The organism is Paenibacillus agilis (assembly GCF_007786455.1).
Lineage (GTDB): Bacteria > Bacillota > Bacilli > Paenibacillales > Paenibacillaceae > Paenibacillus_B > Paenibacillus_B agilis.
Genome location: NZ_VNJK01000001.1, coordinates 359,762 through 385,904 on the forward strand (window position 1 = coordinate 359,762; position 26,143 = coordinate 385,904).

Here is a 26,143-nt window from a genome sequence, read left to right on the forward strand (position 1 = left end):
ATGCCAGGCTATTTGATACCCTGCATTTTCTCCATATTGTTTTCGGCATAAGAACCAAGGTGATCTTGCGTTTATCCATCATTTGTGTCATCTTATAGATAAGCGCTATAACTTTCGAAAAGGAACGGACTTTTTCTATGAAATAATTTACAATTGCTGCCGCTTCTAGTATACTCTTTAGAAGTGTTTGCTAATTATCTCCCCATTTGCAATCTCCAAGTAGTCATTCGTTTTACCCTCCATTCATGCGAGTTCGAATATACCAAGAACCTAATGACATGAATAAGAAGAATTATTCTCGATATTTGTTGCTTACTAACCGCTGTAGTTCATACATAATGTAACTAATTCGAAAGTAGGGAATTATTCATGAACGAATCCATACGAGTTATTTTGTTGGATGATCACCCTCTTGTCCTTGAGGGGATTCATAATCGGCTCCAATTAGAGCCGGATATCGAAGTTGTAGCAAGCTATACAGATCCATTGCTTCTGTTGGAGGACATGCCCCAACTCCAGGCTGATGTTATTATAATAGATGCTTCGATGCCTCATATGACGGGCTTTGAATTATCCACTAAGCTTAAGGAGCTTGAATCATTTTCAATGAAGATCATCATGCTTTCAGGCTATATGTATAATGTACTCATTCAGAAAGCTTTTCAAATTGGTATCAATGCCTATATTTCCAAGCAATCCCCCTACGAAGAAATTCTATACACCATTAGACAAGTTGCTCTCGGCTGCAACCTCTTATCTCCTAGTCGTCCAACCAATCCTTTGAAGCAGGAACAGTTGTCTGCTATTGAACGAGAAGTGCTTAGACGCATCGCAGAAGAAAAAAATAACAGGCAGGTCGCTTACGAATTGGCGATTAGTATGAGAACGGTTGAGCATCATATTATTTCGATTAATCAGAAGCTTGGGGTTAAGTCTCGCGGCAGTGCTGTCGCAAAAGGCTATGAGCTAGGACTGCTTGGTCCAGTTAGCTAGTAGGGCATCAGGGCATCATAATCATTCACATATTCATTTAATTTTGCGTTCGTAATGCGGATTTGGACCGTCTATAATAGAGGCTATAATTAGATGCAGTTACTTAAGAAGGACTGTATTGTACTGGATAGGAGGAAGCAACCGTGTTAGCAGCCATCAATGATCATCTCCAGCCAGGCCTCAAGCTGTTGTTCGTCGGTTTTAATCCGAGTCTTCGTTCGGGAGAGACAGGACATCACTACGCCAATCCGCGCAATCGCTTTTATACGATTATTCATGAGGCAGGTTTAACGCAACGGCGCTATCGTCCTGAAGAAGATCAGGACTTGCTGGAGCTTGGCTATGGATTTACAAATATCGTCGCAAGGCCAACATTGGCAGCTGCCGATATAACTGCTGAGGAATATGCAGAAGGACGAGTGATTTTGCGAGATAAAATACGTACATACCGTCCGAAGGTTGTATGCTTTGTCGGGAAAGGTGTATATGAAAAATACAGTGGCAGACGCGATGTGCAGTGGGGGTTTCAGGAAACATCTGTTGTAGAAGGCGTGTGGGAGTTCGTTGCACCTTCATCCAGTGGACTTGTACGCATGAAATTGGACGAGATTGTGGCCATTTTCTCGAAGCTGCATGAGCATTTGGATTAGACTTTTTTGCCACCATCGTCAGGATTCGTGAGGATCTGCGCGTAATTGTATATCTCGACCTGCTGAGGCAGGCTCAGCCCTGCTCACTCTTGCAAATGGGAAGTAATCCTTTCACATCCAATTTTCAATTGGGGGTGATTTCCTGTAGACTGGACCTATCCTTAACAGGAAATCCTTGTTAATTGGAGTGATTTGGTGATACAAACGACAGAACAGATCGAAATGTTGGACAGACGGAATGAAATTTTGCGGCGAAATATTCATCAGTATTTGGTGCATGACAATCAGTACGGCTTGAGCAATCAGGATCAATTTTTGCTCAATCAGATGGTGAAGGAATGGCATACGACTAATTATGAGCTGCAGGGCGCTCGGTGACGGTTGATGATGCAAGTTTATATATAGTGCTAGTGGATGAAGTGTTGGACGGAATGTAGGTAAGTGAATGAAGTGCGATGTTTGACGGAATGTAAGTGAGTGGATGTAAGCTTGGTTGATCTGTCGTGATGTGGTAGTGAAATTAGTTCATGGAGCATCGTGAAATAATGGCGACGTAGGAGTTGTTCCTTCGTCGCCATTTCTCTATTTGTACATATTAGATCGAATAGTGCATGCAATGTGGGTTGCACATAACTTTTCACAAAAATGTGGTGATAGTTAAGTATACCCTTGCTCACTGCTTGCACTAACGGTTACCACGGAGGCTATTTCGTCTAAATGGAGCGATTTTGAAATGTAACGGATATCAGCGAGCTTATTTGTTGGTTTAAGCGCTTTTGTTCGCGATTATTGCTAAAATAAGCTCAAGGGCAACCGTTACAATTCCATAATGGACGATTTCACGAAAATAACGTCAGTGGCACCCGTTAGAGGAAATTGCGTGATTACTCTGAGGTTTACTTATATACAAAATGGTGATCGATATGTAAGTTTGTAATTTTCTTTAGTTAATTGCCGTTCGTATTTTTATTGTCTTCTAGTTGCTTTTGAATTCCCGCTCTATCAATTTGAATCCAATACTCTGCAATTTTTTCATTTTCTACTCGATATACCGCACTTGCCAGTTGGATGACTGGAAGCCCAGTTGGTTGGTATCCATTAATTTCGCCTTCATGCGTACCTGTTTGTTTCCAGCGTACATATACTTTATCTTCGGCAGCTAAAAATTCTTGAATTTCCAATGAAAAGTGACCATATGCTTCTATCATTTCGATGACGTGTTCAGCGTACTCTTGGGGTGTTCTCGATACGGTTTGTTCATTTTCCGATTCAATTTGATGTGCTAATACATGTTCCGCCATAAATTGATTTGCGAAATCTGGGTTTTTACCGGAGCGTACTTGTTCAAAAAATTGTCTAACAACGTGTTCTGATGTCATGAGAAACTCTCCTTTATGAATAAGTACTATGTGCTAATCGTATTCTATCTATTATAGGCGCTATTACATATTCGTTGAAGGCGCGAAATAGTGAGAGATATACAGCTGATCAGCAGCTTATTTTATGAATGCTAGAATGACAATATTGGATGATTGGTGCAATATGGTATGTTATGTTTTAATTTATTATATAAGATCCTATGTAGGCAATAGGCAAGCTATCCAGTGCATGAAGTAGAGTAGTTGTATTGGACGAAAAAGCAAACAGGCACATCTCGTTGAGAGGGGTTTTGAGCATGGAAAATCATATCACTACCGTATATATCGTTAGACACGGACAGACGGAATGGAACGTGGAGCACCGATTGCAAGGACACCAAGACTCTCCCTTGACGGAATTTGGTGTGCGGCAAGCGGAATGGTTGGGAGAGTCGATGGCGAATGAAGCCATTGATAGGGTGTATTCGAGCTCTAGCGGGAGAGCGCATCGAACGGCAGAGATTATAAGAGGCTCAAGATCTATTGATATTATTGATACGGATGATTTTAAAGAGATTGGCTTAGGCAGTTGGGAAGGCATTTCTCAAACGGAGGCGAAAGAGCGGTTTCCAGAGCAGTTCGATCATTTTTGGAAGGACCCAGCACAATTCCAAGTGGACAATAGCGAGACTTTTCAACAGGTATCTGATCGCGCTGTTCGCAAGCTGAATGAGATCGTTAGTGAGCATCGAGGCAAGTCCATTGTTATCGTTACACATACGGTGGTCGTGAAGGTGCTTATGGCTTATTTTGAAGGCAGAGCAATGAATAAGCTGTGGGACCTTCCTTATATTCATCCAGCTTGCCTATGCAAAGTGCAATTTGTAGGCGATGAGCCTAGTATTTTGCTGCATGGAGATATCAGTCACTACAAAGAAGATCCTGTTCCGAGCTGAGGAGGATATCATAATGCAATTGGGGCAGATGAATCATATTTGTTTTTCTGTTTCTAATCTGAAACAATCTGTAGCTTTTTATGAGCAAGTATTTGATGCGAAGTTGTTAGTCGTAGGGCGCAAGCTTGCTTATTTTGATCTTAACGGATTATGGATTGCTTTAAATGAAGAGAAGGATATACCACGAAACGAGATTCGAGAATCTTATACGCATATGGCTTTTACGATAGAGGAAAAGGACTTTGAACAATGGCAGGCAAAATTGGAACGGTTGAATGTGAATATTCTACCTGGTAGAGCGCGGGATATTGAGGATAGGCGATCCATCTATTTTACAGATTTGGACGGTCATAAATTTGAACTGCACACAGGGTGTTTGCAAGATAGATTGGACTATTACAAAAAAGAAAAGCATCATATGAAGTTCTACGATTAACATACTGGTTGAAAATTTCCATAGAATAGCGCAACTTACTCAAAATATGAGCGTATGAATAAGCAATACATACAAAACTTCCATAATTAAGAAGGAGGTTGCATACATGAGTCATGAACTTACGGTTGCAGAAGCATTAAGTGTGCGTGCAGCTATTTCCCGCAAGATTGAAGAACTTCGCATTGAGCGAAGCAATAATACTACCGTTTACGTTGATAAAAATGAGACACCTGAATACCCATCGCGCAGCATTGATGTCATGACGGCTGAACTAAATGGAGTATTGAAAGACTATCGCAAGTTGGACGTGCTGATTGCTCAGGCTAATCTAGCGAACACGATTGCGTGGGATGGTGGCGAGATTACGATTCTCGAAGCCATTGAACTGGCGAAGCAGACACGCCAAGAGATGAGTGCTTATAGCTACTTAGGCCAGCAGAAGAAGCGGGAACGCCTTCGTGGTGGTGGAACTGGTGAAGCTGCAGCATTGTATCAATATGCGCTGTATGAGCCGGAGGTTTATCACCAGCTTACACAGAAACGGACTCGTGAAGTGACGAAGCTGTCTGCCTTGATTGAGCGTGCGAATCATACGAATATGATTGCTTTCGATGCTTCTAAGTATATGGCTTAATCGGCTTGCTCTGCATGTAATTTGCAGGTTAAAGGGATTGACGGTGAACGTTCCGTTCTCCCTAGCTTTCAGCTGGTGACGATCATTGCTTTACGTTGCCTGCTGAAAGCTGGTGGGAACCAGCATACAGGAAAGTGTGGGCAACCGCAGCATCTGGCGGCTTCAGATGCAACCCAACGCTATTAGAGCGAAATTCGAGATAACAGCTTACAGTTGTACGAATATACGATTATACGCGCTTACAAATTACGGACTTACTGATCCTATAAAATAGCCCCGTTTCCTGTAGAGCGCATCCTTTCGAGGGTGCGCTCTTTGTTGTATTTGTAGCTACCATAAAGGGGTAAATGCACAAAGACAGCTTCCCAATGCAGCAAAATAAGGGAAGCCGTCTTCTTTGTGATATAAGATTATAAATAGTAGATTATGCTCGTTCCACAGCAATATAAATTTCAACTTCTCCGACACCGTTAATTACTTTATCTGCGTGGTACAGTTCGAAATCACCACTGTAGGTGCGCTTGCGATCTGTCTCGGATTGCCATTTCCAAATGCCGTGCCAAGCTTCAGCAACGACCTCCATAACTGGGCCGGAGCGAGTACGGAAGACGGCATATTCCGCTTCGGGAAGTACGAGGCAAGCCTCAGACTGTACAGTATTTGCAGCATTTGATGAATTAACATCATGCGCAGCTGTAGTGCCCGCATTATTCGTAGCCGCTGCTCCCGTATTCCGTTCAGGAACGGCGATAGTAAAGTTATATTCGCCCCAAATTTCATTTTCATATTGATGATAGACCGCATATAAAGGAGGCTGTTTCCCTTCGCTAGAGGGCTGCTCTGTATTAGATTGTGACATCACTTGCTGCCATGCTTGCGGGATCTCACCATTGCCGGACATTTCTTGCTTATTGCTCGTTCGTTTCGTAATAAGGCTTTGGAGTGAGATGGCATCCAAGCGTTCATAACGAACAGGTTCGAATGAAGGCAACTCATCTTGATCTGTCCGCCAGCGTTTTAGAAAAGGCACTGTATTTTTCATAAGCTGTCTTGCTTCTTCCTCAGACATGCCATTTTCCATTACGTAAGGTACGCAAATCTCGATCATTTCCTCCAACGTACAATCTGGATTTGTAAATGCTCCATTTTCATAACAGTACTTACAGTAGTCTTTGTTCAAGCTCCCATTAACATCAGTTCCTAGTTGGCTATCATCTACAAGCGGCATGCTGCAGCTTTGGCAAAATTGAGTCGTCATTTTATCTCTCTCCTTATAATTGAAGGTTAGTTGTCTTGCACAATTCGTTCATCCCGGGTACAGCTCTAGTATAAAAAAACGAACCTGACAACAGTCTGTCAGGTTCGTAATAGAAAGATTGATTGAGCAGCTAAGATCGATATTTAGCCGCCATTTTTTCAATTAATGCTCCAATTCGATCTCGCAAATGAGGCGGAGAGAGGACTTCAACATGAGGTCCATAGCCAAGTATAAAGCAGTCCAGCCAGCGATCTGCTGGGAATGATGCCGTTACTTGGTACGTACCATTTGGCTGCGGAACTAACGCTTCTACACCGAATCGTTCTTCGGCCATCGATTTAGCAGACTCCTCAAATGAAAGAACAATTTCCGTTGTATTTTCTGGTGCTGTCCAATTGTTCCACGGTTGAGATAAGGATAGTGAATTCGTAGCTGGTTCCGTATTAGCCTCGTCGATAAATTCACTGCGATCAAACTGCTGCTCAAGTAATTGAATATCCTTCATGCGGAACAGCTTGAACAAGCGGAAGTCGCTGCGTGTCGTGCAGTAGCCGTATAAGTACCATTGCTGGCTTTTAAGCAGAAGGGTATAGGCATGTACAACCCGCTCCGTATTCGTGCCGTTGGCATCTACATATTGAAATTGAATGATACGGTCTTCTTCGACGGCGTGCTTCAATAACGTGAGATGATGCTCTAGAAACGGGTATTTGCCCCATGTAGATAAGTCAATTCGAAAACGCTGCAAGTGCAAAGCCAGCGATTCACCTTGAGCTTCAGGGACGAGCATTTGCAGCTTCTCTGCCAGCATCGGCTGCTGATTCAAAGTATGGGCAGTAGATAAGCTTTGCAGTGCGGTAAGAATGGATGCAAGCTCATCATAGGTAAGGATGTTGCGTTCCAGCTTGTACCCGTCCATGATGCGAATGCCGCCATTGGCTCCCTGCTGAGTCATAATCGGGATACCTGCCATATTTAACGTTTCTATGTCACGGTATATGGTGCGAATCGATACTTCGAATTGATCAGCGAGTTCTTTTGCCATCACTTGGCGTCGATTCAATAAGACGATAAGGATCGATAATAATCGTTCAAGTTTCATAGCTTCTCCTCATTAATAGGCTTTGAAAATAAAGGATGACTGTTTCTGTTTAGAAGTTGTATGAACTACCTACCTACTCACACTATCATGTTAAATCATTTTGGGAAAGCAAACGAACTCTAACGGTTTTTACAGCATTCGAACATATGGTATTGAACTTGATTGCTATTTTACAATTCACAAAATAATTTACATCGATTTTACGCTAATGATATTGTCCGCTAACACAGCCCAATTAAGATAAGGTTGTGACGGGGGACATCTCCTAAGTCTACTATCCTTGAGGAGGATTCGGCGTAATGATAAAGCTTAAACCGAAGAAACTACTTCTATGTGCACTCGCATCCGTGATGGCTTTCGGTATTATTGGGGGAGCATGGGGACTTGAAGAGCGCCATGCTATAGCAGCAGAGAGCAAGCCAGAATCCAAGAAAATTAAAAATGTAATCTTCATGATCGGGGATGGCATGGGCTTCAGTTATACAGCGGCTCATCGCTATATGAAAGACAACCCAGATACACCGCTTATGGAGAAAACGCTATTCGATCAACATTTAGTAGGAAGTCAAATGACGTATCCGGAAGACCCTAAAGAAAATATTACAGACTCTGCTTCCGCTGCAACAGCGATGTCAGCAGGTGTCAAAACATATAATAATGCGATTGCAGTTGATAATGACCATTCTCGTGTTAAAACCGTCCTAGAGCATGCAAAAGGCAAAGGCATGTCCACTGGATTGGTCGCTACTTCTGAAGTTACACATGCAACGCCGGCTGCATTCGGTGCTCATGAAGATTCGCGTAAAAGTATGGATCAAATTGCCGATGACTACTTTGATGAGTGGGTATACGGCAAGCATAAAATCGACGTCATGCTTGGCGGCGGCAAATCGAACTTTGCTCGTAAAGACCGTGATTTGACAAAGGAATTCCAAGAAGATGGCTACAGCTATGTGACGAATCTTGAGCAGTTGTTGAAAGATGACAGCGAGCAAGTGCTTGGATTGTTTGCAGATGGCGGCATGGATAAAATGATTGACCGCAGCAGCGAAACACCTTCCTTGAAAGACATGACAGAGTCCGCGATTAAGCGTCTCGATAAAAATGAAGAAGGCTTCTTCCTCATGGTTGAAGGCAGCCAAATTGACTGGGCTGGCCATGACAATGATGTTGTAGCTGCAATGAGTGAAATGGAAGACTTCGAGCAATCGCTGCAAGCGGTACTTGAGTTTGCCGAAAAAGATGGCGAGACGCTGGTTGTATTGACTGCGGATCATTCTACGGGCGGATTCTCGCTCGGAACAGACGGCGAATATTCCTTCGATGTAGCTCCAATTAAGGCGGCGAAGCGCACACCGGACTATATGGCAGCGAAAATTGCTGGTGGGGCGGATGTAGAACAAACCTTGGAAGCCTATATTGATTTGGAATTGAAGCCTGAAGAAATTGAAAGTGTGAAAAAGGCTGCTGTAACGAAGGATGTAACCGAAATCGATAATGCAATTGAGCAAATTTTCGATAAGCGTACATTCTCTGGCTGGACAACGGGCGGACATACAGGTGAAGATGTGCCTCTAATCGCTTATGGACCAGGCAAGGAGCAGTTTGCAGGTTTGATTGACAACATTGATAATGCAGCGAAGATTTTCAAAATTATTGATGAGAACCACAAGTAATTGTTAGTCATTGGTACTCATCATTGATGATAGATTTTCCTCGCTTCATATGGAATAAGCAGCATGAGTAGATGATTTGTAACCCCAAATCATCCCTTGATCCCCTTTGGATTCATCCTGAACCTCAATATGAATTGGACGCGTCATCTCCCCCTCTCCCCGGGGAGGAGTGACGCGTATTTTTTTAGTTGTATAGGTTTTTCAATGTTGGTTGATTCGAATTCGATACCTCAGATGGAGCAGGAGCTTTTCGCCATACCGAAGTTCCTACGACAGCTAAACATACGGTGAACAAGGACCATAATACAGCAGCATGTGAGAGACCTTCCGTATCAAAATACAAAGCATCCCGCAAACTTGAAGCGACGAATCGAAGTGGCGTCCATGCATACAGCCAATCTTGGGTTGCTTGTGGAAGGAATGGCGGAGCCATCGCGAGCACAGGCAACGAGAAGAATAAGAGCAGTATGATAATAGGCAGAGCGATGAGTCCGAGCCAGTTTAGTAACGACGATTGTAGTAGGAAAAATACAGCGCCAGCTAACCATAGGATCAGCCATAATTCGGTGGCATTGCTCGTCTCCATACCATACCATTGCACGGTCATCCATAAAATAAGACCACTAATGATCCCTGTTAGGACAATGCCTGAACTGACCTGTGCACAGATAGCGAGCCAGCGCTTGCCGCCATTGGTTGTTGAACGGGTAACCGCGACATATAGGACAAGACTGATCGCTAAGCTGCTAATCCAAGCTAGTTGGGTCAGCATATTCGGCGCATTGCCGCCGCCGTGATTACTGCCGATCGGATGGACCGTTTCGTAATTGACTTGAATCGGCTGCAGCAATGCTTTAGCGGTATCTAGCGTAAGCTTTACTTCTCCTTGCTGCTTAAACGATTCAGTAAGCTGTTTGTGCAGCTGCTGATTGACCCGCATCGTCACTTCATTGAGCACATGCTGCACAAATGCAGAGGCCTGCATATTAACTCCTTCATTGATTAACACATCAACTTGTCCTGAACGTGGTTGTGGTGTCGCAATAGAAGTAATATTTTCGCTTAATGAAGCAGGTAGAATAAGAGCCCCGTAGTAGCGCTGTTCATTTAAGCCAGCCCGAGCTTCATACACGCTGCTTACGATTTCGAATTGAACAGGCAGTTGATCGTTCGTGAGCAACTGCTGCTTCATCATTTCACCTACTTGAACGGGAACTCCGTTGGCACCAACAGCTCCTTTATCCAGTGCGACTAAGGCGACAGGCACATTTTTTGGCTTCGAACCGATTACAGACCCGATCATTGCCAAGCCAAACAACATCACAACCCCAACAACCGCTAACAGACCTATCCACAACGATCTTTGTTTCAAAAAAGCCATCTTGTCATTTCTCCCCTCAGGTTAGTTATTATTGAACACTATGTTGATTAGTGAGCGTACTGTTTATTATAATGGGAGAAAGTGGGAGTTCAATAATCAATAATAGAGCTAATGTTCATTACTAATCACGTGAACTAAGTGGTGTTGATTATGTTCAAAAAAAGCGGCGAAAAGGGTGGGGAAAATGACCGAGAAATTAGATCGCAGGCAGTTGAGGACGAAGCAGCTGCTGCGACAAGCACTACTGAGCATTGTGGAGACAAAAGGGTTTGATGGAATTACGGTCAGCGAGCTTGCACAGGCTGCGGGTATTAATCGGGGTACCTTTTATTTGCACTATAGTGATGTTCCTCATATGGTGGAATCGATTCATAGCGAGATGATGAACGGCTTGCAAGCGATCATGGAGGAAGTGGATATAAACGAATTATTTACTGTACCGGTAACCAAGGAGCCTTATAGGGTAGTTGTGAGAGTACTAGAATATATGGAGCTTCATACGGACTACTTCAAAGTTACGTTAGGACCGAAAGGTGACACTTCCATATTGCTGCAGTTGAAAAAAATGCTACAGAAGCAAATGTACAGCAAGCTGACGTTTCTGTTTCCAGATGCAGAAATGAGTCCATTTCCGCTCGATTATTTAATTGCGTATGCCTCTTCAGCCAATATCGGGATTATTCAACATTGGTTCGAGACGGGTTGCAAGCTGCGTCCAAAAGAGGTGGCATCGCTAATGTTGCGTATCCTTCAACAAGGCCCTCGCGGATCCATTGGCTTAAGCTAGAAGAGAGTTGTATGTATTTACAATTATTTACTTAGTAGTATTTCAAATTTATGATACTATCAAAATTATCCATGTCATATACTAGAAAAAGATATGGTGATGGCTGCTTAACAAACATCACAGAAAAACGAGGGGAAGATGGCTATGAAGAAATCAGCTTGGAAATGGATGCTCGCAGCGTGTATGTTGTTCGGTACGATGGCGCCAGTTGCTCTGGCAACACAAGAGCCTGTACCTGCAAAAGAGTCTCAAACGGTTCAAGAAGACCGCGTTAACACAGGTCAAGTACCGCTTCGTCAGGCAGCATTATCGATTGGTGCTGTTGTGAAATGGGACAAGGCTGCTAACGCTGCGAAAGTCAGCTACGGTGACATTGTCTGGACCGTACGCTTGAATGATGCTGTTTCAGATGTAAATGGTACGGAGTTGAAGCTCAGTGCTAAGCCTGGCCTGACGGAACAAAAGAACATGACCGTTCCATGGGATAGCTTCAAGCAGGCCCTTAACGTTAACGCAGAGTGGAAAGATAATAAAGTGGTCGTCGATGCTTCGGATTGGAAGACGAAAGCTTCCCAATTCGTTGTGACATGGGGGCAAACAGTAGCAAATCCTCAAGCCGAGGCTGCTTTGCAGCCATATTTGACAGAAGCGTTGAAGAAAGCGACGAAACACTACCCATTCTCAATGACTGTGATGCAGCTTGTTCCTGCGATGGGTCAGCCGGTTCAATTTGTTTCTGCAACACAGCAGCATAATGGTGTTCATAATACAGTAACGGCTACATTTAAGACAGATAAGGGGATTCCACTTCAAGTAGAGCTTCGTTATACTGCAGAAGGTCTTATCAATGAGGTATTCCCAATTTATATGTCAGCAGCAGGTTATCAAAAGCCTGCCTATGACAAGGCAGGCAGCTATAAAGAAGAGTCTATCGTATTCGGTGAAGATGCATTCAAACTTCCTGGAACGTTGACTTTGCCGACAGATGTGAAAGGGGCGGTACCAGTTGTCGTGCTTGTGCACGGTTCTGGTCAGCATGATAGGGACGAGTCGCATGGTGCTAGTAAAATATTACGTGATCTGTCAATTGGGCTAGCACAGCAAGGCGTCGCTACCGTACGCTATGTGAAGCGGACTCGTGAATATCCAAATCAAGCTGCGGGCGCACCAGACTATACGGTCATGCAAGAGACAGTAGCTGATGCAGTCTATGCAGCGAATTGGGCAGCGCAAGATAAACGTATCGATAAAGCAAATGTGTACGTGTTTGGACATAGCCAAGGCGGAATGCTTGTCCCACGTATTTTGGACAACGATAAACACAAAACCATTCGCGGCGCTATTGTTGCGGCTGGACCTGCAGGTCCGATTGAGGACTTGATTTTGGAACAGATGGAAGGCAGTTTGAAGCGAGCGAAGGATAGAAAACAACCGCAAGCCGTCATTTCTCAGTTGGAAGGACAAGTTGCAGGATTTAAGCAATTCCTGAAAATAATTAAAGATGAGAAGTATAGCATAGACAAGTTACCGCCGAACTTCCCGATGGCGAAGTGGTGGATGGATTTCCGCAACACCTATGCGGCTGAAGCAGCAAAGAAACAAACTACACCGCTCTTTGTCATTCAAGGGGACAACGATTTCCAAGTTGATAAATCGCATCTAGATGTATGGAAGAAGGAATTGACGCAGCGCAACAACGTTGAGTACAAACTGTATCCAAAGCTGAACCATTTCTTCATTCCTAGCGAGCAGCCGTCTACGGGAGCAGAGTATTTTACCCCAGGCAACGTGCCGCTTGAAGTGGCAGAAGATGTAGCGAAGTGGATTAAAGCCCAAAAATAAGCAATTAGCAATAAATGTGTATAGGTGAAAAATAAAGACCGAGTACAAGGGAATTCGTTTATCCCCGAACTCGGTCTTTTTGCTGATTGTGCCCTGCTAATCAGCCAACAAGCTTAGCCCTATACATACACTAATCTCTTATCGAATGATTTGACCTATTAGGAGCAAATTTAACAACTCCAGCGCTGTCGTTCTCATTGATACGAGGGCCAAAGCTGGATGGATACGCCGAACAATTTTCTAAAAATTGAACGGTCTGGCGGTCTGATCGAATGGTACGCAGCTTGACTACAGAAGCACTGTCATATTGCTGCAGCAATATTGATACATCTGGCCATTCACGGTTCAACCATCTGCCAGATTGATTTTTAATTGGAATCGTCCTGCCTGCGCCGGGTACCTTACATACGTTTACGTCTTCTCGTGCTAGCTGGTTGCTAGTCATAACGGACAATGGCATATGTTCAGGAGAGGACTGTGATTGTGTCCAGCCAATCGAAATAACAACCAGTAATGCAGCAGCTCCTACTGCGGACATCATCTTGAATCGATGCTGACGCAATAAAGCGGGCATTTTTTTGTACAGCCAAAACTTCCACTTCAATCTAGTTTGCAAACGTTCAGGGACAGGTGAATGCGGTGTATGTTCATTTTGAGCCCCATGCAATATGCCTTTCCATTCCTGATGCAGCTCACGGCATGCTGGACATGTCTGTATATGTGCTCGACATTGCGCTGAACGGTCTGCAGGCAATTGGCCGAGAATATCGTCGATCACTTCTTGTTCTGTCAATCTACAAGTACATTCATTCATGTTTGCGCTCCTCCTTTGATGCACTGCCTAATGGATTGCCGTTCCAATGCTTGCGTATATTTTGAATGCCGTAGCGAATTAATGACTTAACTGTACCTAATGGGTAGTTCATCTTTTGGGCAATTTGCTGCTGAGTTTGTGATTTGTAATAGAATCCAATTAATGTATCTCTTTGCGTTTTCGGTATTTGTTGAATGGCTTCGTATAAATGTTCTTCATCCAGTCGTCGGATGACTCGTTCCTCGGGAGTTATTGACTCTATTGCTGTTGGCATGTCCGTCCATGCATCCTCGCATATCGTCCTCTTTTGGCGCCTCATCCGATCCAAGCAGCGGCTGCGCGTCTTGACGGCAAGCCAAGCTTCCAATGAACCTCTCTTTGAATCGAATTGCTCCGCTTTGCGAAACGCCTCGAGAAATACATCGTGGCAAATATCCTCTGCCTCCATCCGATCGTTCATCATTTTAAGGGCAATATGAAAAACCAGAGACGAGTATTGCTCATAAAATTGTTCAAATGCATCCATAGAGCCCTCATTTAACTCATGGAGCAGTCTAGGTGCATTAGTATTATTTTTTATTGTCCTCACCTCTAACTTGAATTAGAAAAATGGCTGTGAATCTATGAGAAATCTATATGAATTCAATAAGTCTAGAATATCAATATAGATCTAATTTTTAATAAAAAGTATGGTTTTTCATGAATTTCACCTGGTTTTAAGTGAATTTTTATCTATATTTAATAAATCCATTTGCCCTCCTCGTGCGTAGTTGGAGTGATAACAATGATGGGAGAGGGTACGAGCATGCAAAAAAAATGGATGATCGCATTCAGCTTGATGCTTACATTGATGATGGGAACGTTAGTCGGAGGGGGATATAGCGCCTATGCTGCCAGCGGGGTTGTACTGTATACACCGTATACGAATATTTCGGTTACGCCTGGTGAATCGATTTCCTATTCGGTCGATGTGTTAAACAATACGAGTGATGTACAAAATGTAGCGCTCTCGCTAGAAGGCGTTCCGAAAGAGTGGAAAGCAGAACTAACTTCTGGTGGTTGGGCAATTAAGCAAATTGGTGTAAAACCTGACAGTGAACAAAATTTGAATCTCCAAATCGATGTTCCACTGGCAGTGGAAAAAGGCACATACAACTTTACGTTGAAGGCCAACGGTCACTCATCTTTACCATTGAGCATTAACGTAACGGAGCAAGGTACGTACAAAACAGAGCTAACGACAGAGCAACCAAATTTGCAAGGAGATGCCAGCTCTGCTTTTGACTACACACTTACGTTGAAAAATAGAACGGCAAATGACCAGCAATATGCGCTTTCGGGTGCTGCGCCACGAGGCTGGACAGTTTCCTTTTTGAGCGGCGGGCAAAGTGTTACCTCTGTAGAAGTAGCGGCAAATTCAACTGCCGATATTAATGTGTCGGTCAAGCCTCCGGCAGAAGTGAAGGAAGGCAGCTACAAAATCCCTGTAAAGGCGGCGACGAACTCGACATCGGCAGAAGCTGAGCTGGAAGCAGTAATTACAGGCACGTATGGACTGAAATTGACGACACCAAGTGGGCTGCTAAGCACGGACATAACGGCAGGGAAAGAAAAGAAGCTGGAACTTCAAGTTACGAACACAGGAACGGCAGTATTAAAAGATATCGAGCTTTCTCCTACGACGCCAGTAGATTGGGAAGTTACCTTTGATGAGGACAAAATCGCTAGCTTGGAGCCGGGACAATCAGCTAATGTAACGGCAACGGTCAAAGCGGATGATAAGTCGATTTCTGGTGATTACCAGCTTGATCTTCATGCAAAAACACCTGAGTCCAATTCTTCTGTACAGTTCCGAATGACCGTAAAAACGTCGATGCTGTGGGGATGGATAGGTGTACTCATCATTGCTGGTGTCATTGGAGGCATGTTTTATATTTTCCGTAAATACGGGAGGAGGTAAGCGTGGAACAGTCAACTAACATGCAAATGGATGATGTGTTGGATACGAAGCTTGATACAGCTGAAATGAAGCAACCTATTATTTCAATCAAAGATTTGACGAAAATGTACGATGAGCATGTTGCCGTGAATCAATTGTCGTTATCCATACAAGAAGGAGAAATATTCGGGCTGCTTGGCCCGAATGGAGCGGGTAAATCAACGACTATTTTGATGATGCTGGGTCTTACCGAGCCGACTTCGGGAACGGTTCGTGTGTGTGGGCTTGATTCGGTCAGACAGCCGATTGCGGTAAAGAGAAGAGTTGGGTATTTACCCGATGATATTGGGTTTTACGAAGATATGACAGGCTACGATAACCTAATGTATACGGCAAGGCTGAATCGAATTCCAGAACTGGAAGCGAGACAGCGAGTAGACGTTATGCTGCAGCGTGTAGGCTTATCTGAGGCGGCTATGAAGAAAGCGAGCACGTATTCACGCGGCATGAGGCAGCGCCTCGGGTTGGCGGAAGTGCTGCTTAAGAAGCCCGAGGTCATTATTTTGGATGAGCCTACCCTTGGACTTGATCCCGAAGGGGTGCGTGAGCTGCTGCTATTAATTAAGGCGTTAAGCCGTGACGAAGGCATTACGGTACTGTTGTCCTCACACCATTTGCATCAAGTGCAGCAAATTTGTGATCGGGTTGGCATTTTCGTAAAAGGGGAGCTGCTTGTTGAAGGGGATGTCCCGTCTTTAGCCAAAGGGCTATACCTTGAAGAAGCTCTTACGTTAGAAGTTGGTGTAAAGCCGATTGATAATGAACTTATCGAAAAATTGCGTAGTCTGCCTGGAGTTGTCAGGGTGGATGAACAGGACGGACTGTTACAGATCGGATGCAAAGAAGATATTTCTTCGGAGTTATCGCGCATCCTGATTGAGTCTGGATGTTCTTTGTTCCATTTACAAATGAAACAGTATGGCTTGGATGAGATTTATCATCGTTATTTCGAAGGGGGGGAGCCGAATGCAGGAGAAATTAAGCGGAATACTCCGTAAAACAGCACAAGTATTTTCTGGCGGTGGACGGGGCGTGATGTCCTCTATGTCTGCTGCATATACGGGATCTACAGCTGCTGCGTCGAGAACTGGACCTCATCCTTTCTGGATTATCGTTCGCAAGGAAATGTCTGATATTATGCTGAGTTGGCGCTATGTTATCTTGCTCGCTTTAATGCTGCTTACGTGCGGAGCATCGCTCTATACGGCCATTTCGAGCATTAAGACAGCTGTACCAACAGGTGAGGCGGTAGATTCATTTCTGTTCTTGCGTCTATTTACGCTGTCTGACGGAACGATTCCATCCTTCATTACGTTTGTGGGCTTTTTAGGGCCGCTGATCGGGATTGCGCTTGGCTTTGATGCGGTCAATTCAGAGCGCAATAAAGGGACGTTATCGCGTATGATGGCCCAGCCGATACACCGTGATTATGTCATTAACGCTAAGTTTGTAGCGGGCATCAGTGTCATTGGGATTTTATTTTTCGCACTTGGTCTGCTTATTATGGGGCTTGGATTGTTGACGCTTGGCATCCCACCAACATTTGAAGAATTTTTACGTATGATCTTTTTCTTGATGCTAAGTGTCGTCTATATTGCGTTCTGGTTGAATTTATCGATTGTATTTTCGGTACGATTCCGGCAACCAGCTACGTCGGCATTGTCGTGTATTGCGCTGTGGATATTCTTCAGCATGTTCTACACGATGATTATCGAAATGATTGCGAAAGGGATTGCGCCTGTCAATCCGACTCATATGGATCAATTGGTGAATTATCAGCAGACGGTTCAATTTTTGATGCGACTATCACCTGGCCACTTGTTCAATGAAGCAACGCTGACCCTGCTTATGCCGGAAGTGCGCACCTTGAGCTTGTTTGTGCCGCCAGAGCAGACCTATGGTGCGCTGCCTAGCCCGCTATCAGTCGGACAAAGCCTTCTGCTCGTATGGCCGCAGCTAACGGGCTTGATTGCTGCTGTATTGGTTTGCTTTATGGCAGCGTATATGATGTTTATGCGTCAGGAAATTCGTTCTCGTTAATTTTATATTCGTATGTGGGAGGTATGAGGCGGGGGGCGACCTGCAAGCAACTACAGCTTATTGACTAATCATTGAGGCACTATTATTGAGTACAACTTCATAGTTGGCTCGTGATAGTGCCTTATACACGTTTTACATGGTTTACGTGGCGATTGCCCGGTGATGAGGAGTTGCTTTCAGTAAGTTGCATTAGATGCAAGCTCTCTTGACTTAAATTAAAGACAAAAGTGCAGGTATTTATTCGGTAAATCTGCTTATTTGGGATATTTTCCGCAAAACTGCATTTATTTTAGCCTCTTTTTCCATTTCAATCGATAATCGAGAAAATTAACTGCACATTTGTCCGGATTTATTGCGAAATGGTGATTTCTAAATTAAATAACTGCATATTTGTCCATACGATCATTATTCGCACATTAGCTTGTCATGCATGTCTGCATATTTGGCCAAGTTCCCTCATAGACATGTTAGCAGATGGAAGCCGTTACGAGGCAAAATCATATTCAATGTCAGAGGGGATGATCTCATGCGTCGGATCTCATGGGTATTGGCCATAGTGTTGAGCTGTGCGCTATTTTTGGCTGGTTGCGGTCAGAAGGATGCAACGTCAGTGGTCAAGGACTTGGATCAAAAGATGAGCAAGTTGGAAAGTTATGCGGGTATCGGAACGATGACGTTGTACTCGGGCCAGCAGCCCTTGGAGTATCAAGTGGAAGTGTGGTACCAGAATCCATCATACTATCGAATTGAGCTGAAGAATGCCAAGAAAGACGTCACACAGATCGTACTGCGCAATGATGAAGGAGTATTTGTGTTGACACCAAGCTTGAAGAAGAGCTTCCGCTTCCAAAGCGACTGGCCGGATAATCAAGGCCAAGTTTACTTATATCAGACGCTAATTCATAGCATTTTAGCGGATAAGGCTCCGCAGTTCACAAAGGATGGCGACAACTTCGTATTTGAAGTTGCGGCTAACTATCAGACAGATTCACTCGTAAGGCAGAAGATCTGGTTAGATCAGCAGAGCTATGCACCGAAGCAAGTTCAAGTAACGGATGCAGAGTCTCGTGTTGTTGTGGAGATGAAGTTCAAGCAGTTTGATTTCAGCAAAAAGTTTGAGAAAGACGCATTCGATATGCAGCGCAATATGACGGCGAGTGCCAATATTGATCCGCAGCCGCAAGCTCAGAATGAGCAGTCATCTGATGCCAAAGCTACAACAACAGATCCATCATCTGCGCCTGCATCTGCAGGAGCTGTAACGGAAACACCAGCCGCAGATGGTGATGCTAAAACACCAGAAAATACTGCTGTAGACGGTAGTTATAAGGCATCAGCCAATACGGATACGAATAGTAATACCGAGACCCCGGTGGATGCTGTTAACAATGGTAATGATAATTCAGCTGAGACACCAGCGAATAATGCTGCAGATGGTGCAGAACAAACGCCTGCTGCCACAACTTCAGAAGCATCTGACCACAAGTCTCATGAGTCCAAGTCGCCTGAAACCGCTCCAACGGGCAATACAGCAGGTAATGAGCAAGCTCCTGCAGCAGGTGAACAGCCTAATACGGATGATAGCGGTGGTCAAGATCAAGGAGGCCCGCTTGGCCCATTTGGATTTATTGAGCCGACTTATGCACCGACAGGTGTTGAGCTAGGCGAACGAGTTGAGCTGCCAAATAGCCAATCTCATGCGGTCATGCTGCGTTATGAGGGAACTTACACGTATTCCATTATGGAAGAGCGCCCTGAAGATGTTGAGGTTGGTATTGGTTATTCGGAGGGTGTCAATCTAGGATTTACAGTTGCTCATCTAGTTGGTGAGGAGCAAAAGTCAATGACGTGGTTATATGATGGCATTAAGTATCGCATTACTTCAGGAGATTTGCCGCTCACTGAGATGATTAAAATCGCCCAGTCGATGGTTGATCAACCTGGGAAATAGGTTGGATTCTCGACATTTTGTGAAAAATAGGATCATTTTTCCGCACTATACTGCCGCTACACTGCGTTGACAGGCTACCGGACACCATTTAACATAAGTTTGTTGACGATTGAGCGGCAATATGGAACGGAGAAGGTGACACTAATGGAATCATACTATCGTCCTACACGAATCGAGCTTTCTTTAGATGCGCTCGAGCATAATATACAAGCTTTTCGCAGCATGATCCCGGAAGAGACGAAGCTTGGCCTGTGTGTCAAAGCAAATGCCTATGGTCATGGTGCCGTCGAAATTGCTAAAGCAGCAGAGCAGATAGGTGCAGATTATTTCAACGTTGCATTCATAGATGAAGCGATCCAATTGAGACAGGCGGGTATTGTGACGCCGATTCTCGTGTTGGGCTATACGCCGCCGGAAGCTATTCCGACGGCGTTCTGCCATCATATTAGCATTAACGTATATTCTGAAGACGTATTGGAAGCACTTGAGCAGCGAGCTCCTGCCTTGTCAGCGGCCAATGATGGACATCGTTTGAGCGTCCATGTCAAAATCGATTCCGGAATGGGTAGGCTTGGATTGCGTTCACCTGATGAAGCGGTTGCCTTTATGAGCCGTTTATCTCGCATTGAGGGTGTAGAAGTAGAAGGGTTATTTACTCACTTTGCTACTGCGGATGAGGCAGATAAAACGTATACCAATATGCAGGTAGAGCGATTCCAGACTGTGGTGCAAGCTTTGAAGCAGCACCAGCTATGTCCGCCAGTGATTCACTTGAGCAATAGTGCAGGAACCATTGATCTGCCAGAGTGTGCAGTGAATATGGTGCGTGTTGGTATCAGCATGTATGGGCTGTATCCTTCTGAAGAGGTCAATAAGACAGCTGTTTCCTTACAGCCTGTTATGTCTTGGAAAACTAAAGTTGTTCACGTGAAGCAGCTTCCTGCTGGTGAAGGGGTCAGCTACGGCACAAAATATTTCACAACAGAAGACGAATGGATCGCGACGATTCCTGTCGGTTACGCGGATGGATATTCACGCATGCTCAGCGGCAAAGCTGAAATGCTAATCCGCGGCAAGCGAGTTCCTGTTATTGGCCGAATTTGTATGGATCAATGCATGGTCTCTCTTGCTCCGCTTGGTGAAGAAGCGGCTGATATGGGTGTAGGGGAAGAAGTCGTATTGATAGGAAAACAGCAAGATGCTTGTATTTCCACAGAAGAGGTTGCGGATAAGCTCGGCACGATTAATTACGAGGTTATTTGCAAGCTTGCGCATCGAATTCCGCGCATCTATGTGAAACAGCATGGAACTAGCATCGTATATAATCCTTTATTGTGATATTGTGACAAAAACAATAATTTTCCTACATTCTCTCCAATTGGATGAAGGAAAATGAGGAAACATGCTCGAATAATGGTATAATCGATAAAGTATTGCAGTATTCGATAACTCATTGTAAATAATAAAAAGCAGCTGTATATACCGTGTATGACTTTTCACATATCCGATCTATATGCGGCATATATATGCTCTTGTATAATTTTTCTATAGGTACGACATAATGGTGATAAGGCAGGAAAGGTTTTGGGGGTGCGAGAACAGGTGCGAAACATACACAACACCAAACGAATAATGATCAGCTTGCCCGACCAACTGTTACAAGAAGTGGACGGCATCGTGGCAATGGAGAACTCCAATCGCAGTGAATTCATTCGCCAAGCTATGAAATTGTACTTGAACGAACGGAAGAAACGCCATATCCGTGAGTCTATGCAGCGTGGCTATATGGAAATGGCGAAGATAAACTTGACGATGGCATCCGAAGCGTTCTATGCGGAAGCAGATGCGGATGGCACGCTGGGCCGTTTAGTTAGCGGGGTGTAGCCAGTGATTGTGAAGCGCGGGGATGTGTTTTTTGCTGATTTATCACCCGTGGTTGGTTCGGAGCAGGGCGGTGTTCGTCCGGTTCTCGTTATTCAGAATGATATTGGCAACCGCTTCAGCCCAACCGTCATTGTAGCGGCTATAACAGCGCAGATTCAGAAGGCTAAGCTTCCAACTCATGTGGAGATCGATGCGGAGACACATGGCTTTGATCGTGATTCTGTTATTTTGTTGGAGCAGATTCGTACGATCGACAAGCAGCGTCTGACCGATAAGATTACGCATTTGGATGATGAGACGATGCGCAAAGTCGACGATGCCCTCCAGATTAGCATTGGTTTGATTGATTTTTAATTAGGAATAGCCTCTGCCTGTTCTATTTAAGCAGGTCAGGTGGAGGTTCGTTCGCTTTTCCTTCTAGCCGATATGTGGACAATGATAAGGCTGCTGATTACATAATCAGTGGTCTTTTTTGTTTCCTTCAGGCAGTGCTGGAAATGCTATTGGATTTCTGAGACAATAATGATGGTGAGGTTACTAGCCATTTAGATAGAAAGGAAGGCTAAAATGACGGTATCTGAACAAACGATGGAGTTAGCAGAACTGGAAGCGATTGTAGAGCAGCTAAAAGCAAACGAACGTGAACGCCTTTTAAAGCAGCTTGCTTCTGAGTTGTCTCTTGGGACAGGACAAGTCCAACGTACGATCGAGCTATTAGACGAGGGGAATACGATTCCATTTATTGCCCGTTACCGTAAAGAAATGACGGGAGAGCTTGATGAGAATCAGCTTCGTAGCTTGGAAGAGCGCTTAGGCTACATTCGTGGGCTCGAAGAACGCAAACGCGAGGTCATGCGACTTATTGCAGAGCAGAACAAGCTGACAACGGTGCTCCAACAAGCCATTGTGAAAGCGGTTAAGCTTCAGGAAGTAGAGGATTTGTATCGTCCATACAGACAGAAGCGTAAGACGCGTGCTAGCGTCGCGAAAGAGCGAGGCTTACAGCCGTTGGCGGATTGGGTGCTTACGGAGCCGAAGTCAGGGGATCCTTTACAGGAGGCTGCTGCATACATTCAGCCTGACCTAGGTGTAGAGACGAGCGAGCAAGCGATACAAGGTGCGCTCGACATCATCGCTGAGCTAATCGGAGATGATCCTGTCGTTCGTAAATGGGTAAGACAGTATACATACGAACAAGGATTGCTGCGGACTGAGGCTAAAGATACAGAGCAGGAATCGGTGTACGAGATGTATTATGCGTACAGTGAGCCAGTCAAGCGCCTACCTTCCCATCGAATATTGGCGATTAACCGCGGTGAACGTGAAGAAGTGTTGAAGGTATCATTGGATGTACAGAACGACATGATTTTGGCATACATACAGAAAAAGTGGATTCGCGGTGCTTCGGTTGTGCGCAGTTTGTTGGAAGCGACGGTAGAGGATGCATACAAGCGACTGATTGCTTCTTCGATTGAACGCGATGTGCGCAATGAATTGACAGAGAAGGCGGAGGAACAGGCGATTGATGTATTCGCCAAAAACTTACGCAGCTTGCTGCTGCAACCGCCGGTCAAAGGTAAGACGGTACTAGCAGTTGACCCAGCATTCCGTACCGGCTGTAAGTTAGCTGTAGTCGATGATACAGGTAAAATGCTGGAGGTAGCGGTGACGTATCCGACTGCGCCGCATAACAAGGTTAAAGAAGCAGAGCGCACCTTCACTGAATTGGCTCGTAAATATGATGCAGATATTATCGTTATCGGAAATGGTACGGCATCACGGGAGACGGAGCAATTCGTTGCCGACTGGCTCGGACACTATGCTACTGAATTCGGCAAAAGATTGCAGTATCTCATCGTAAATGAAGCTGGGGCGAGTGTTTATTCTGCTTCTAAGTTGGCGCAGGAGGAGTTCCCTAGTCTTGATGTGGCAGAACGCAGTGCGGTTTCTATCGGTCGACGGGTACAAGATCCACTTGCGGAGCTCGTTAAAATTGATCCGAAGGCAATTGGGGTTGGACAATATCAACATGACGTAGCTGCCAAACGCTTAGAAGAAAATCTTGGAGCAGTCGTTGAGTCTGCGGTTAACCACGTAGGTGTAGATGTAAACACGGCTTCGCCTTCACTGCTATCTTATGTAGCGGGTATCAATGCAACATTGGCTAAAAATATCGTGAAGCATCGGGAAGAGAACGGCAAGTTCACGAAGCGTCAGCAGCTGCAAAAGGTAGCTCGTCTTGGCCCGAAAGCATACGAGCAATGTATTGGCTTCCTGCGCATTACAGATGGAGACTATGCGCTTGATCAAACGCCAATTCACCCAGAATCATACAAAGTAACAGAGCGTCTGCTTGCTTCGCTCGGCTTCAAGGTCAATGCGATCGGTTCAGAGCAGCTTGTGAAGAAGCTGCGCGATGCTTCTGTGGAGCAATTGGCAGCTGAGCTGGAAGTTGGTATACCAACGTTGAAAGATATCGTAGACAGCTTGCTGCGTCCTGGACGCGATCCACGTGAGGAACTTCCTCCTCCGATATTTCGTACCGATGTACTTCAGATTGAGGATTTAGTGCCTGGGATGGAGCTGCAAGGAACGGTTCGGAACGTTATTGATTTCGGGGCATTTGTTGATATTGGGATTAAAAATGATGGACTTGTCCACATTTCCCAAATTAGCGATCGCTTTGTGAAGCATCCGCTGGATGTTGTTTCTGTAGGAGACAATGTGACAGTGTGGGTCATGCAGGTGGATGTGAAAAAAGGTCGCGTTGGGTTGACGATGAAGCAGCCTAAGCAATAGACGATGGTTACCGGAAAATGAAATGATAGGGCACAGCCCGTTGTGCTGCCGAGGCTAACAATAGTTATTAAATATGTATTTGCAGATTTGCAGAGCTCATAGAAGCCGGACATGCCTCGCCGAGGAATATTGTCCGGCTTTATTCCGAGAGGGGATGCGGAAGCCTAGCGTTTGCTGAATGATTTGCTGAGTTGATTACTGAGTTGTCTTCGAATGGAATGAACGAACCGACGGCTTCGAACGATAAAAAAACCAACAATCATTGAGCAGCTTGATCTGCCTGCGATCTTTTTTCTGATAGGCTTTCATAAGCTGATTGCTTAACCATTGCGGCACGGGCTATTCCCTCCTTCTAAGGATGACGATACGATGTTGTACCGTTATCATATGGGCATCTGCCATAGAAGGTGCAGGTCCTGTAAAGTGCATAAGCTATGATAAAATAAAAATGCTCTGATCAAATAAAAAACTCCAGCGCGGTTAAGCAGCGGGAGTTAGTAGAGCTTGTTTTAGTATTGTGCATGATTACAGATCTGTCTGATTCCGACGACTGCGGCCGCAATCAATTCATTTTAGCTTAAACACTAAACAGCTTCTTCCTCATACCATTGTTCCATTTGCGCTTGCAGGGCACGAATTTCAGTAAGCAGCGAGATAAGCGGATATTCGGTCTCACGAATGGACGAAAAAGCTTGCTCAAGCTCATTTAAATAATGAAGTCCGCTTACGATTTGATCTTGCTCACGAAGCAATTCAAGCTGATCGCATTCCGCTACTGCAACAGGCAGTACCGGAACTTCATGAGCTGTTAGCTTTCCAATTTCTTTATTCAAGCGGAGGTTCAACGCACTTAGTTGATAAGCATAATCTGTCGGCATTTCTACGAACTCCAGCTTTGCATCGCGTTGCAGAATAAGATAGCGCATTTTTGGCATGTTCTGTCACTCCTTCACGTTCAATTGCCATGATTCTCTTGACAGTGTAATGGACTTCAAGTACAAATTCAAGTATGGAAAACAAGCATTCTTCTTAATTAGAGGACGAGCAGTTAAGTATACAGAGGGTGGTGCTCTTACCTTGAATCGGATAACAGAATCTATTTTGCAGCAGATGGTAGAGCGAATTTCCATCGATTCTTTTGGCAAGCCATTTTGTCATCGAGCAAAGTTTAACGCCCGATTGAAGACGACTGGCGGCCGATATTTGCTGCGTTCACACGATATCGAGATTAACCCGAAGCAGTGGGAAGCCCACGGGGAAGAGGAAGTTATCAGCATCATTAAGCATGAGCTGTGTCATTATCATCTTCATCTTGAAGGCAGAGGATATCAGCATCGGGATAAGGATTTTAAGGAATTGCTGCAGAAGGTTGGTGGATCAAGATTTTGCAAGGCGATTCCCAGCTTGCAGAAAAAGAGACGTGAGCCCTATCGATATAGGCTGGTATGTAAAACATGCAGCCTTACTTATTTGCGCAAGCGTCGTGTAGACGTTCAGAAGTACGTATGCGGTCGTTGTAGAGGGCCGCTTCTTATGGAGCGCATCGTTATTGAGGCGGGAACAAATACGAGTTTGAAATAGGA

At 44.6% G+C, this 26,143-nt stretch carries 26 protein-coding genes; 18 read left to right on the forward strand and 8 right to left on the reverse strand.

Annotated features, from left to right (window positions below):
- The first annotated feature begins 369 nt into the window (after positions 1-369).
- The 3 genes from FPZ44_RS01550 to FPZ44_RS01560 all read left to right on the forward strand — a co-directional run bounded on the left by FPZ44_RS01550 (position 370) and on the right by FPZ44_RS01560 (position 2,021).
- On the forward strand, positions 370-993 hold the full coding sequence (locus tag FPZ44_RS01550) for a response regulator transcription factor (protein ID WP_144986764.1): 624 nt from the start codon (positions 370-372) through the stop codon (positions 991-993).
- A 143-nt stretch (positions 994-1,136) separates the two neighbouring features.
- Positions 1,137-1,643, forward strand: coding sequence for a G/U mismatch-specific DNA glycosylase (gene mug, locus FPZ44_RS01555; protein WP_144986766.1), 507 nt, complete (start codon positions 1,137-1,139; stop codon positions 1,641-1,643).
- 195 nt (positions 1,644-1,838) lie between these two features.
- Entirely contained in the window at positions 1,839-2,021 is a 183-nt protein-coding gene (locus FPZ44_RS01560) for a hypothetical protein (RefSeq protein WP_144986768.1), read from the forward strand.
- A gap of 569 nt (positions 2,022-2,590) precedes the next feature.
- Here the strand turns inward: FPZ44_RS01560 and FPZ44_RS01565 are convergent.
- Positions 2,591-3,022 carry an ester cyclase gene (locus tag FPZ44_RS01565; RefSeq protein WP_144986770.1) on the reverse strand — a complete coding sequence of 144 codons (432 nt, stop codon included), beginning with the start codon at positions 3,020-3,022 and terminating at the stop codon, positions 2,591-2,593.
- A 296-nt stretch (positions 3,023-3,318) separates the two neighbouring features.
- Between FPZ44_RS01565 and FPZ44_RS01570 the strand changes: the two genes are divergently transcribed.
- The 3 genes from FPZ44_RS01570 (at position 3,319) to FPZ44_RS01580 (ending at position 5,027) form a co-directional block, all read left to right on the forward strand.
- The gene (locus FPZ44_RS01570) at positions 3,319-3,957 is read left to right on the forward strand and encodes a histidine phosphatase family protein (RefSeq protein WP_144986772.1); all 639 of its coding nucleotides are present in this window, start codon (positions 3,319-3,321) and stop codon (positions 3,955-3,957) included.
- A 13-nt stretch (positions 3,958-3,970) separates the two neighbouring features.
- Positions 3,971-4,393: a metallothiol transferase FosB gene (fosB, locus tag FPZ44_RS01575; RefSeq protein ID WP_144986775.1), complete on the forward strand. Its 423-nt coding sequence runs from the start codon at positions 3,971-3,973 to the stop codon at positions 4,391-4,393.
- Between the two features lie 106 nt (positions 4,394-4,499).
- Complete coding sequence (locus FPZ44_RS01580) at positions 4,500-5,027, forward strand: hypothetical protein (RefSeq protein WP_144986777.1); 528 nt, start codon at positions 4,500-4,502, stop codon at positions 5,025-5,027.
- 424 nt (positions 5,028-5,451) lie between these two features.
- Here FPZ44_RS01580 and FPZ44_RS01585 read toward each other — a convergent pair whose 3' ends face one another.
- Positions 5,452-6,285 carry a zinc ribbon domain-containing protein gene (locus tag FPZ44_RS01585; RefSeq protein ID WP_144986779.1) on the reverse strand — a complete coding sequence of 278 codons (834 nt, stop codon included), beginning with the start codon at positions 6,283-6,285 and terminating at the stop codon, positions 5,452-5,454.
- A gap of 130 nt (positions 6,286-6,415) precedes the next feature.
- Positions 6,416-7,387, reverse strand: coding sequence for a helix-turn-helix transcriptional regulator (locus FPZ44_RS01590; protein WP_144986781.1), 972 nt, complete (start codon positions 7,385-7,387; stop codon positions 6,416-6,418).
- Between the two features lie 299 nt (positions 7,388-7,686).
- On the opposite strand from FPZ44_RS01590, the gene FPZ44_RS01595 reads away from it, so the two are divergent.
- On the forward strand, positions 7,687-9,063 hold the full coding sequence (locus tag FPZ44_RS01595; protein ID WP_144986783.1) for an alkaline phosphatase: 1,377 nt from the start codon (positions 7,687-7,689) through the stop codon (positions 9,061-9,063).
- Between the two features lie 184 nt (positions 9,064-9,247).
- On the opposite strand, the gene FPZ44_RS01600 is transcribed toward FPZ44_RS01595, so the two are convergent.
- Positions 9,248-10,444, reverse strand: a complete 1,197-nt coding sequence (locus FPZ44_RS01600) for a YhgE/Pip domain-containing protein (RefSeq protein ID WP_144986785.1) — start codon at positions 10,442-10,444, stop codon at positions 9,248-9,250.
- 184 nt (positions 10,445-10,628) lie between these two features.
- Between FPZ44_RS01600 and FPZ44_RS01605 the strand changes: the two genes are divergently transcribed.
- On the forward strand, positions 10,629-11,231 hold the full coding sequence (locus FPZ44_RS01605) for a TetR/AcrR family transcriptional regulator (protein ID WP_144986787.1): 603 nt from the start codon (positions 10,629-10,631) through the stop codon (positions 11,229-11,231).
- A 144-nt stretch (positions 11,232-11,375) separates the two neighbouring features.
- Positions 11,376-13,073: an alpha/beta hydrolase family protein gene (locus FPZ44_RS01610; RefSeq protein WP_144986789.1), complete on the forward strand. Its 1,698-nt coding sequence runs from the start codon at positions 11,376-11,378 to the stop codon at positions 13,071-13,073.
- 130 nt (positions 13,074-13,203) lie between these two features.
- Here FPZ44_RS01610 and FPZ44_RS01615 read toward each other — a convergent pair whose 3' ends face one another.
- Both FPZ44_RS01615 and FPZ44_RS01620 read right to left on the reverse strand, forming a co-directional pair.
- Positions 13,204-13,887 carry an anti-sigma factor family protein gene (locus FPZ44_RS01615; RefSeq protein WP_144986791.1) on the reverse strand — a complete coding sequence of 228 codons (684 nt, stop codon included), beginning with the start codon at positions 13,885-13,887 and terminating at the stop codon, positions 13,204-13,206.
- Positions 13,880-14,413 carry an RNA polymerase sigma factor gene (locus tag FPZ44_RS01620; RefSeq protein WP_144986793.1) on the reverse strand — a complete coding sequence of 178 codons (534 nt, stop codon included), beginning with the start codon at positions 14,411-14,413 and terminating at the stop codon, positions 13,880-13,882. The genes FPZ44_RS01615 and FPZ44_RS01620 overlap by 8 nt, the downstream gene beginning before the upstream one ends.
- A gap of 279 nt (positions 14,414-14,692) precedes the next feature.
- On the opposite strand from FPZ44_RS01620, the gene FPZ44_RS01625 reads away from it, so the two are divergent.
- The 8 genes from FPZ44_RS01625 (at position 14,693) to FPZ44_RS01660 (ending at position 24,560) form a co-directional block, all read left to right on the forward strand.
- Entirely contained in the window at positions 14,693-15,847 is a 1,155-nt protein-coding gene (locus tag FPZ44_RS01625) for a COG1470 family protein (RefSeq protein ID WP_144986795.1), read from the forward strand.
- Between the two features lie 65 nt (positions 15,848-15,912).
- A complete protein-coding gene (locus tag FPZ44_RS01630; RefSeq protein WP_144991626.1) occupies positions 15,913-16,884 on the forward strand; it encodes an ABC transporter ATP-binding protein in 972 nt (323 codons plus the stop codon).
- Positions 16,853-17,926: an ABC transporter permease gene (locus FPZ44_RS01635; protein ID WP_261378166.1), complete on the forward strand. Its 1,074-nt coding sequence runs from the start codon at positions 16,853-16,855 to the stop codon at positions 17,924-17,926. Before FPZ44_RS01630 ends, FPZ44_RS01635 begins: the two co-directional genes overlap by 32 nt.
- 526 nt (positions 17,927-18,452) lie before the next feature.
- A complete protein-coding gene (locus FPZ44_RS01640; protein WP_144986799.1) occupies positions 18,453-19,877 on the forward strand; it encodes a DUF4367 domain-containing protein in 1,425 nt (474 codons plus the stop codon).
- Between the two features lie 144 nt (positions 19,878-20,021).
- Complete coding sequence (gene alr, locus FPZ44_RS01645; RefSeq protein WP_144986801.1) at positions 20,022-21,215, forward strand: alanine racemase; 1,194 nt, start codon at positions 20,022-20,024, stop codon at positions 21,213-21,215.
- A gap of 264 nt (positions 21,216-21,479) precedes the next feature.
- Positions 21,480-21,761: a CopG family ribbon-helix-helix protein gene (locus FPZ44_RS01650; protein ID WP_028593241.1), complete on the forward strand. Its 282-nt coding sequence runs from the start codon at positions 21,480-21,482 to the stop codon at positions 21,759-21,761.
- Between the two features lie 3 nt (positions 21,762-21,764).
- Positions 21,765-22,115 (forward strand): type II toxin-antitoxin system PemK/MazF family toxin, encoded by a 351-nt coding sequence (locus FPZ44_RS01655; protein WP_028593240.1) that lies wholly within the window; start codon positions 21,765-21,767, stop codon positions 22,113-22,115.
- A gap of 213 nt (positions 22,116-22,328) precedes the next feature.
- Positions 22,329-24,560 carry a Tex family protein gene (locus tag FPZ44_RS01660; RefSeq protein WP_144986803.1) on the forward strand — a complete coding sequence of 744 codons (2,232 nt, stop codon included), beginning with the start codon at positions 22,329-22,331 and terminating at the stop codon, positions 24,558-24,560.
- A gap of 195 nt (positions 24,561-24,755) precedes the next feature.
- On the opposite strand, the gene cmpA is transcribed toward FPZ44_RS01660, so the two are convergent.
- Both cmpA and FPZ44_RS01670 read right to left on the reverse strand, forming a co-directional pair.
- Complete coding sequence (gene cmpA, locus FPZ44_RS01665) at positions 24,756-24,896, reverse strand: cortex morphogenetic protein CmpA (protein ID WP_144986805.1); 141 nt, start codon at positions 24,894-24,896, stop codon at positions 24,756-24,758.
- 248 nt (positions 24,897-25,144) lie between these two features.
- Complete coding sequence (locus tag FPZ44_RS01670) at positions 25,145-25,495, reverse strand: hydrolase/acyltransferase (RefSeq protein WP_144986807.1); 351 nt, start codon at positions 25,493-25,495, stop codon at positions 25,145-25,147.
- Positions 25,496-25,646: 151 nt separating this feature from the next.
- Between FPZ44_RS01670 and FPZ44_RS01675 the strand changes: the two genes are divergently transcribed.
- A complete protein-coding gene (locus FPZ44_RS01675; protein WP_261378355.1) occupies positions 25,647-26,141 on the forward strand; it encodes a SprT family protein in 495 nt (164 codons plus the stop codon).
- The last annotated feature ends 2 nt before the right edge of the window (positions 26,142-26,143 follow it).

Bases quoted from the DNA above. Each gene is read 5' to 3' on its own strand.
- FPZ44_RS01550 (WP_144986764.1), top strand. From the start codon at position 370: ATGAACGAATCCATACGAGTTATTTTGTTGGATGATCACCCTCTTGTC.
- FPZ44_RS01565 (WP_144986770.1), bottom strand. From the start codon at position 3,022: ATGACATCAGAACACGTTGTTAGACAATTTTTTGAACAAGTACGCTCC.
- FPZ44_RS01570 (WP_144986772.1), top strand. From the start codon at position 3,319: ATGGAAAATCATATCACTACCGTATATATCGTTAGACACGGACAGACG.
- fosB (WP_144986775.1), top strand. From the start codon at position 3,971: ATGCAATTGGGGCAGATGAATCATATTTGTTTTTCTGTTTCTAATCTG.
- FPZ44_RS01580 (WP_144986777.1), top strand. From the start codon at position 4,500: ATGAGTCATGAACTTACGGTTGCAGAAGCATTAAGTGTGCGTGCAGCT.
- FPZ44_RS01585 (WP_144986779.1), bottom strand. From the start codon at position 6,285: ATGACGACTCAATTTTGCCAAAGCTGCAGCATGCCGCTTGTAGATGAT.
- FPZ44_RS01590 (WP_144986781.1), bottom strand. From the start codon at position 7,387: ATGAAACTTGAACGATTATTATCGATCCTTATCGTCTTATTGAATCGA.
- FPZ44_RS01595 (WP_144986783.1), top strand. From the start codon at position 7,687: ATGATAAAGCTTAAACCGAAGAAACTACTTCTATGTGCACTCGCATCC.
- FPZ44_RS01600 (WP_144986785.1), bottom strand. From the start codon at position 10,444: ATGGCTTTTTTGAAACAAAGATCGTTGTGGATAGGTCTGTTAGCGGTT.
- FPZ44_RS01605 (WP_144986787.1), top strand. From the start codon at position 10,629: ATGACCGAGAAATTAGATCGCAGGCAGTTGAGGACGAAGCAGCTGCTG.
- FPZ44_RS01610 (WP_144986789.1), top strand. From the start codon at position 11,376: ATGAAGAAATCAGCTTGGAAATGGATGCTCGCAGCGTGTATGTTGTTC.
- FPZ44_RS01615 (WP_144986791.1), bottom strand. From the start codon at position 13,887: ATGAATGAATGTACTTGTAGATTGACAGAACAAGAAGTGATCGACGAT.
- FPZ44_RS01620 (WP_144986793.1), bottom strand. From the start codon at position 14,413: ATGGATGCATTTGAACAATTTTATGAGCAATACTCGTCTCTGGTTTTT.
- FPZ44_RS01625 (WP_144986795.1), top strand. From the start codon at position 14,693: ATGCAAAAAAAATGGATGATCGCATTCAGCTTGATGCTTACATTGATG.
- FPZ44_RS01630 (WP_144991626.1), top strand. From the start codon at position 15,913: ATGAAGCAACCTATTATTTCAATCAAAGATTTGACGAAAATGTACGAT.
- FPZ44_RS01635 (WP_261378166.1), top strand. From the start codon at position 16,853: ATGCAGGAGAAATTAAGCGGAATACTCCGTAAAACAGCACAAGTATTT.
- FPZ44_RS01640 (WP_144986799.1), top strand. From the start codon at position 18,453: ATGCGTCGGATCTCATGGGTATTGGCCATAGTGTTGAGCTGTGCGCTA.
- alr (WP_144986801.1), top strand. From the start codon at position 20,022: ATGGAATCATACTATCGTCCTACACGAATCGAGCTTTCTTTAGATGCG.
- FPZ44_RS01660 (WP_144986803.1), top strand. From the start codon at position 22,329: ATGACGGTATCTGAACAAACGATGGAGTTAGCAGAACTGGAAGCGATT.
- FPZ44_RS01670 (WP_144986807.1), bottom strand. From the start codon at position 25,495: ATGCCAAAAATGCGCTATCTTATTCTGCAACGCGATGCAAAGCTGGAG.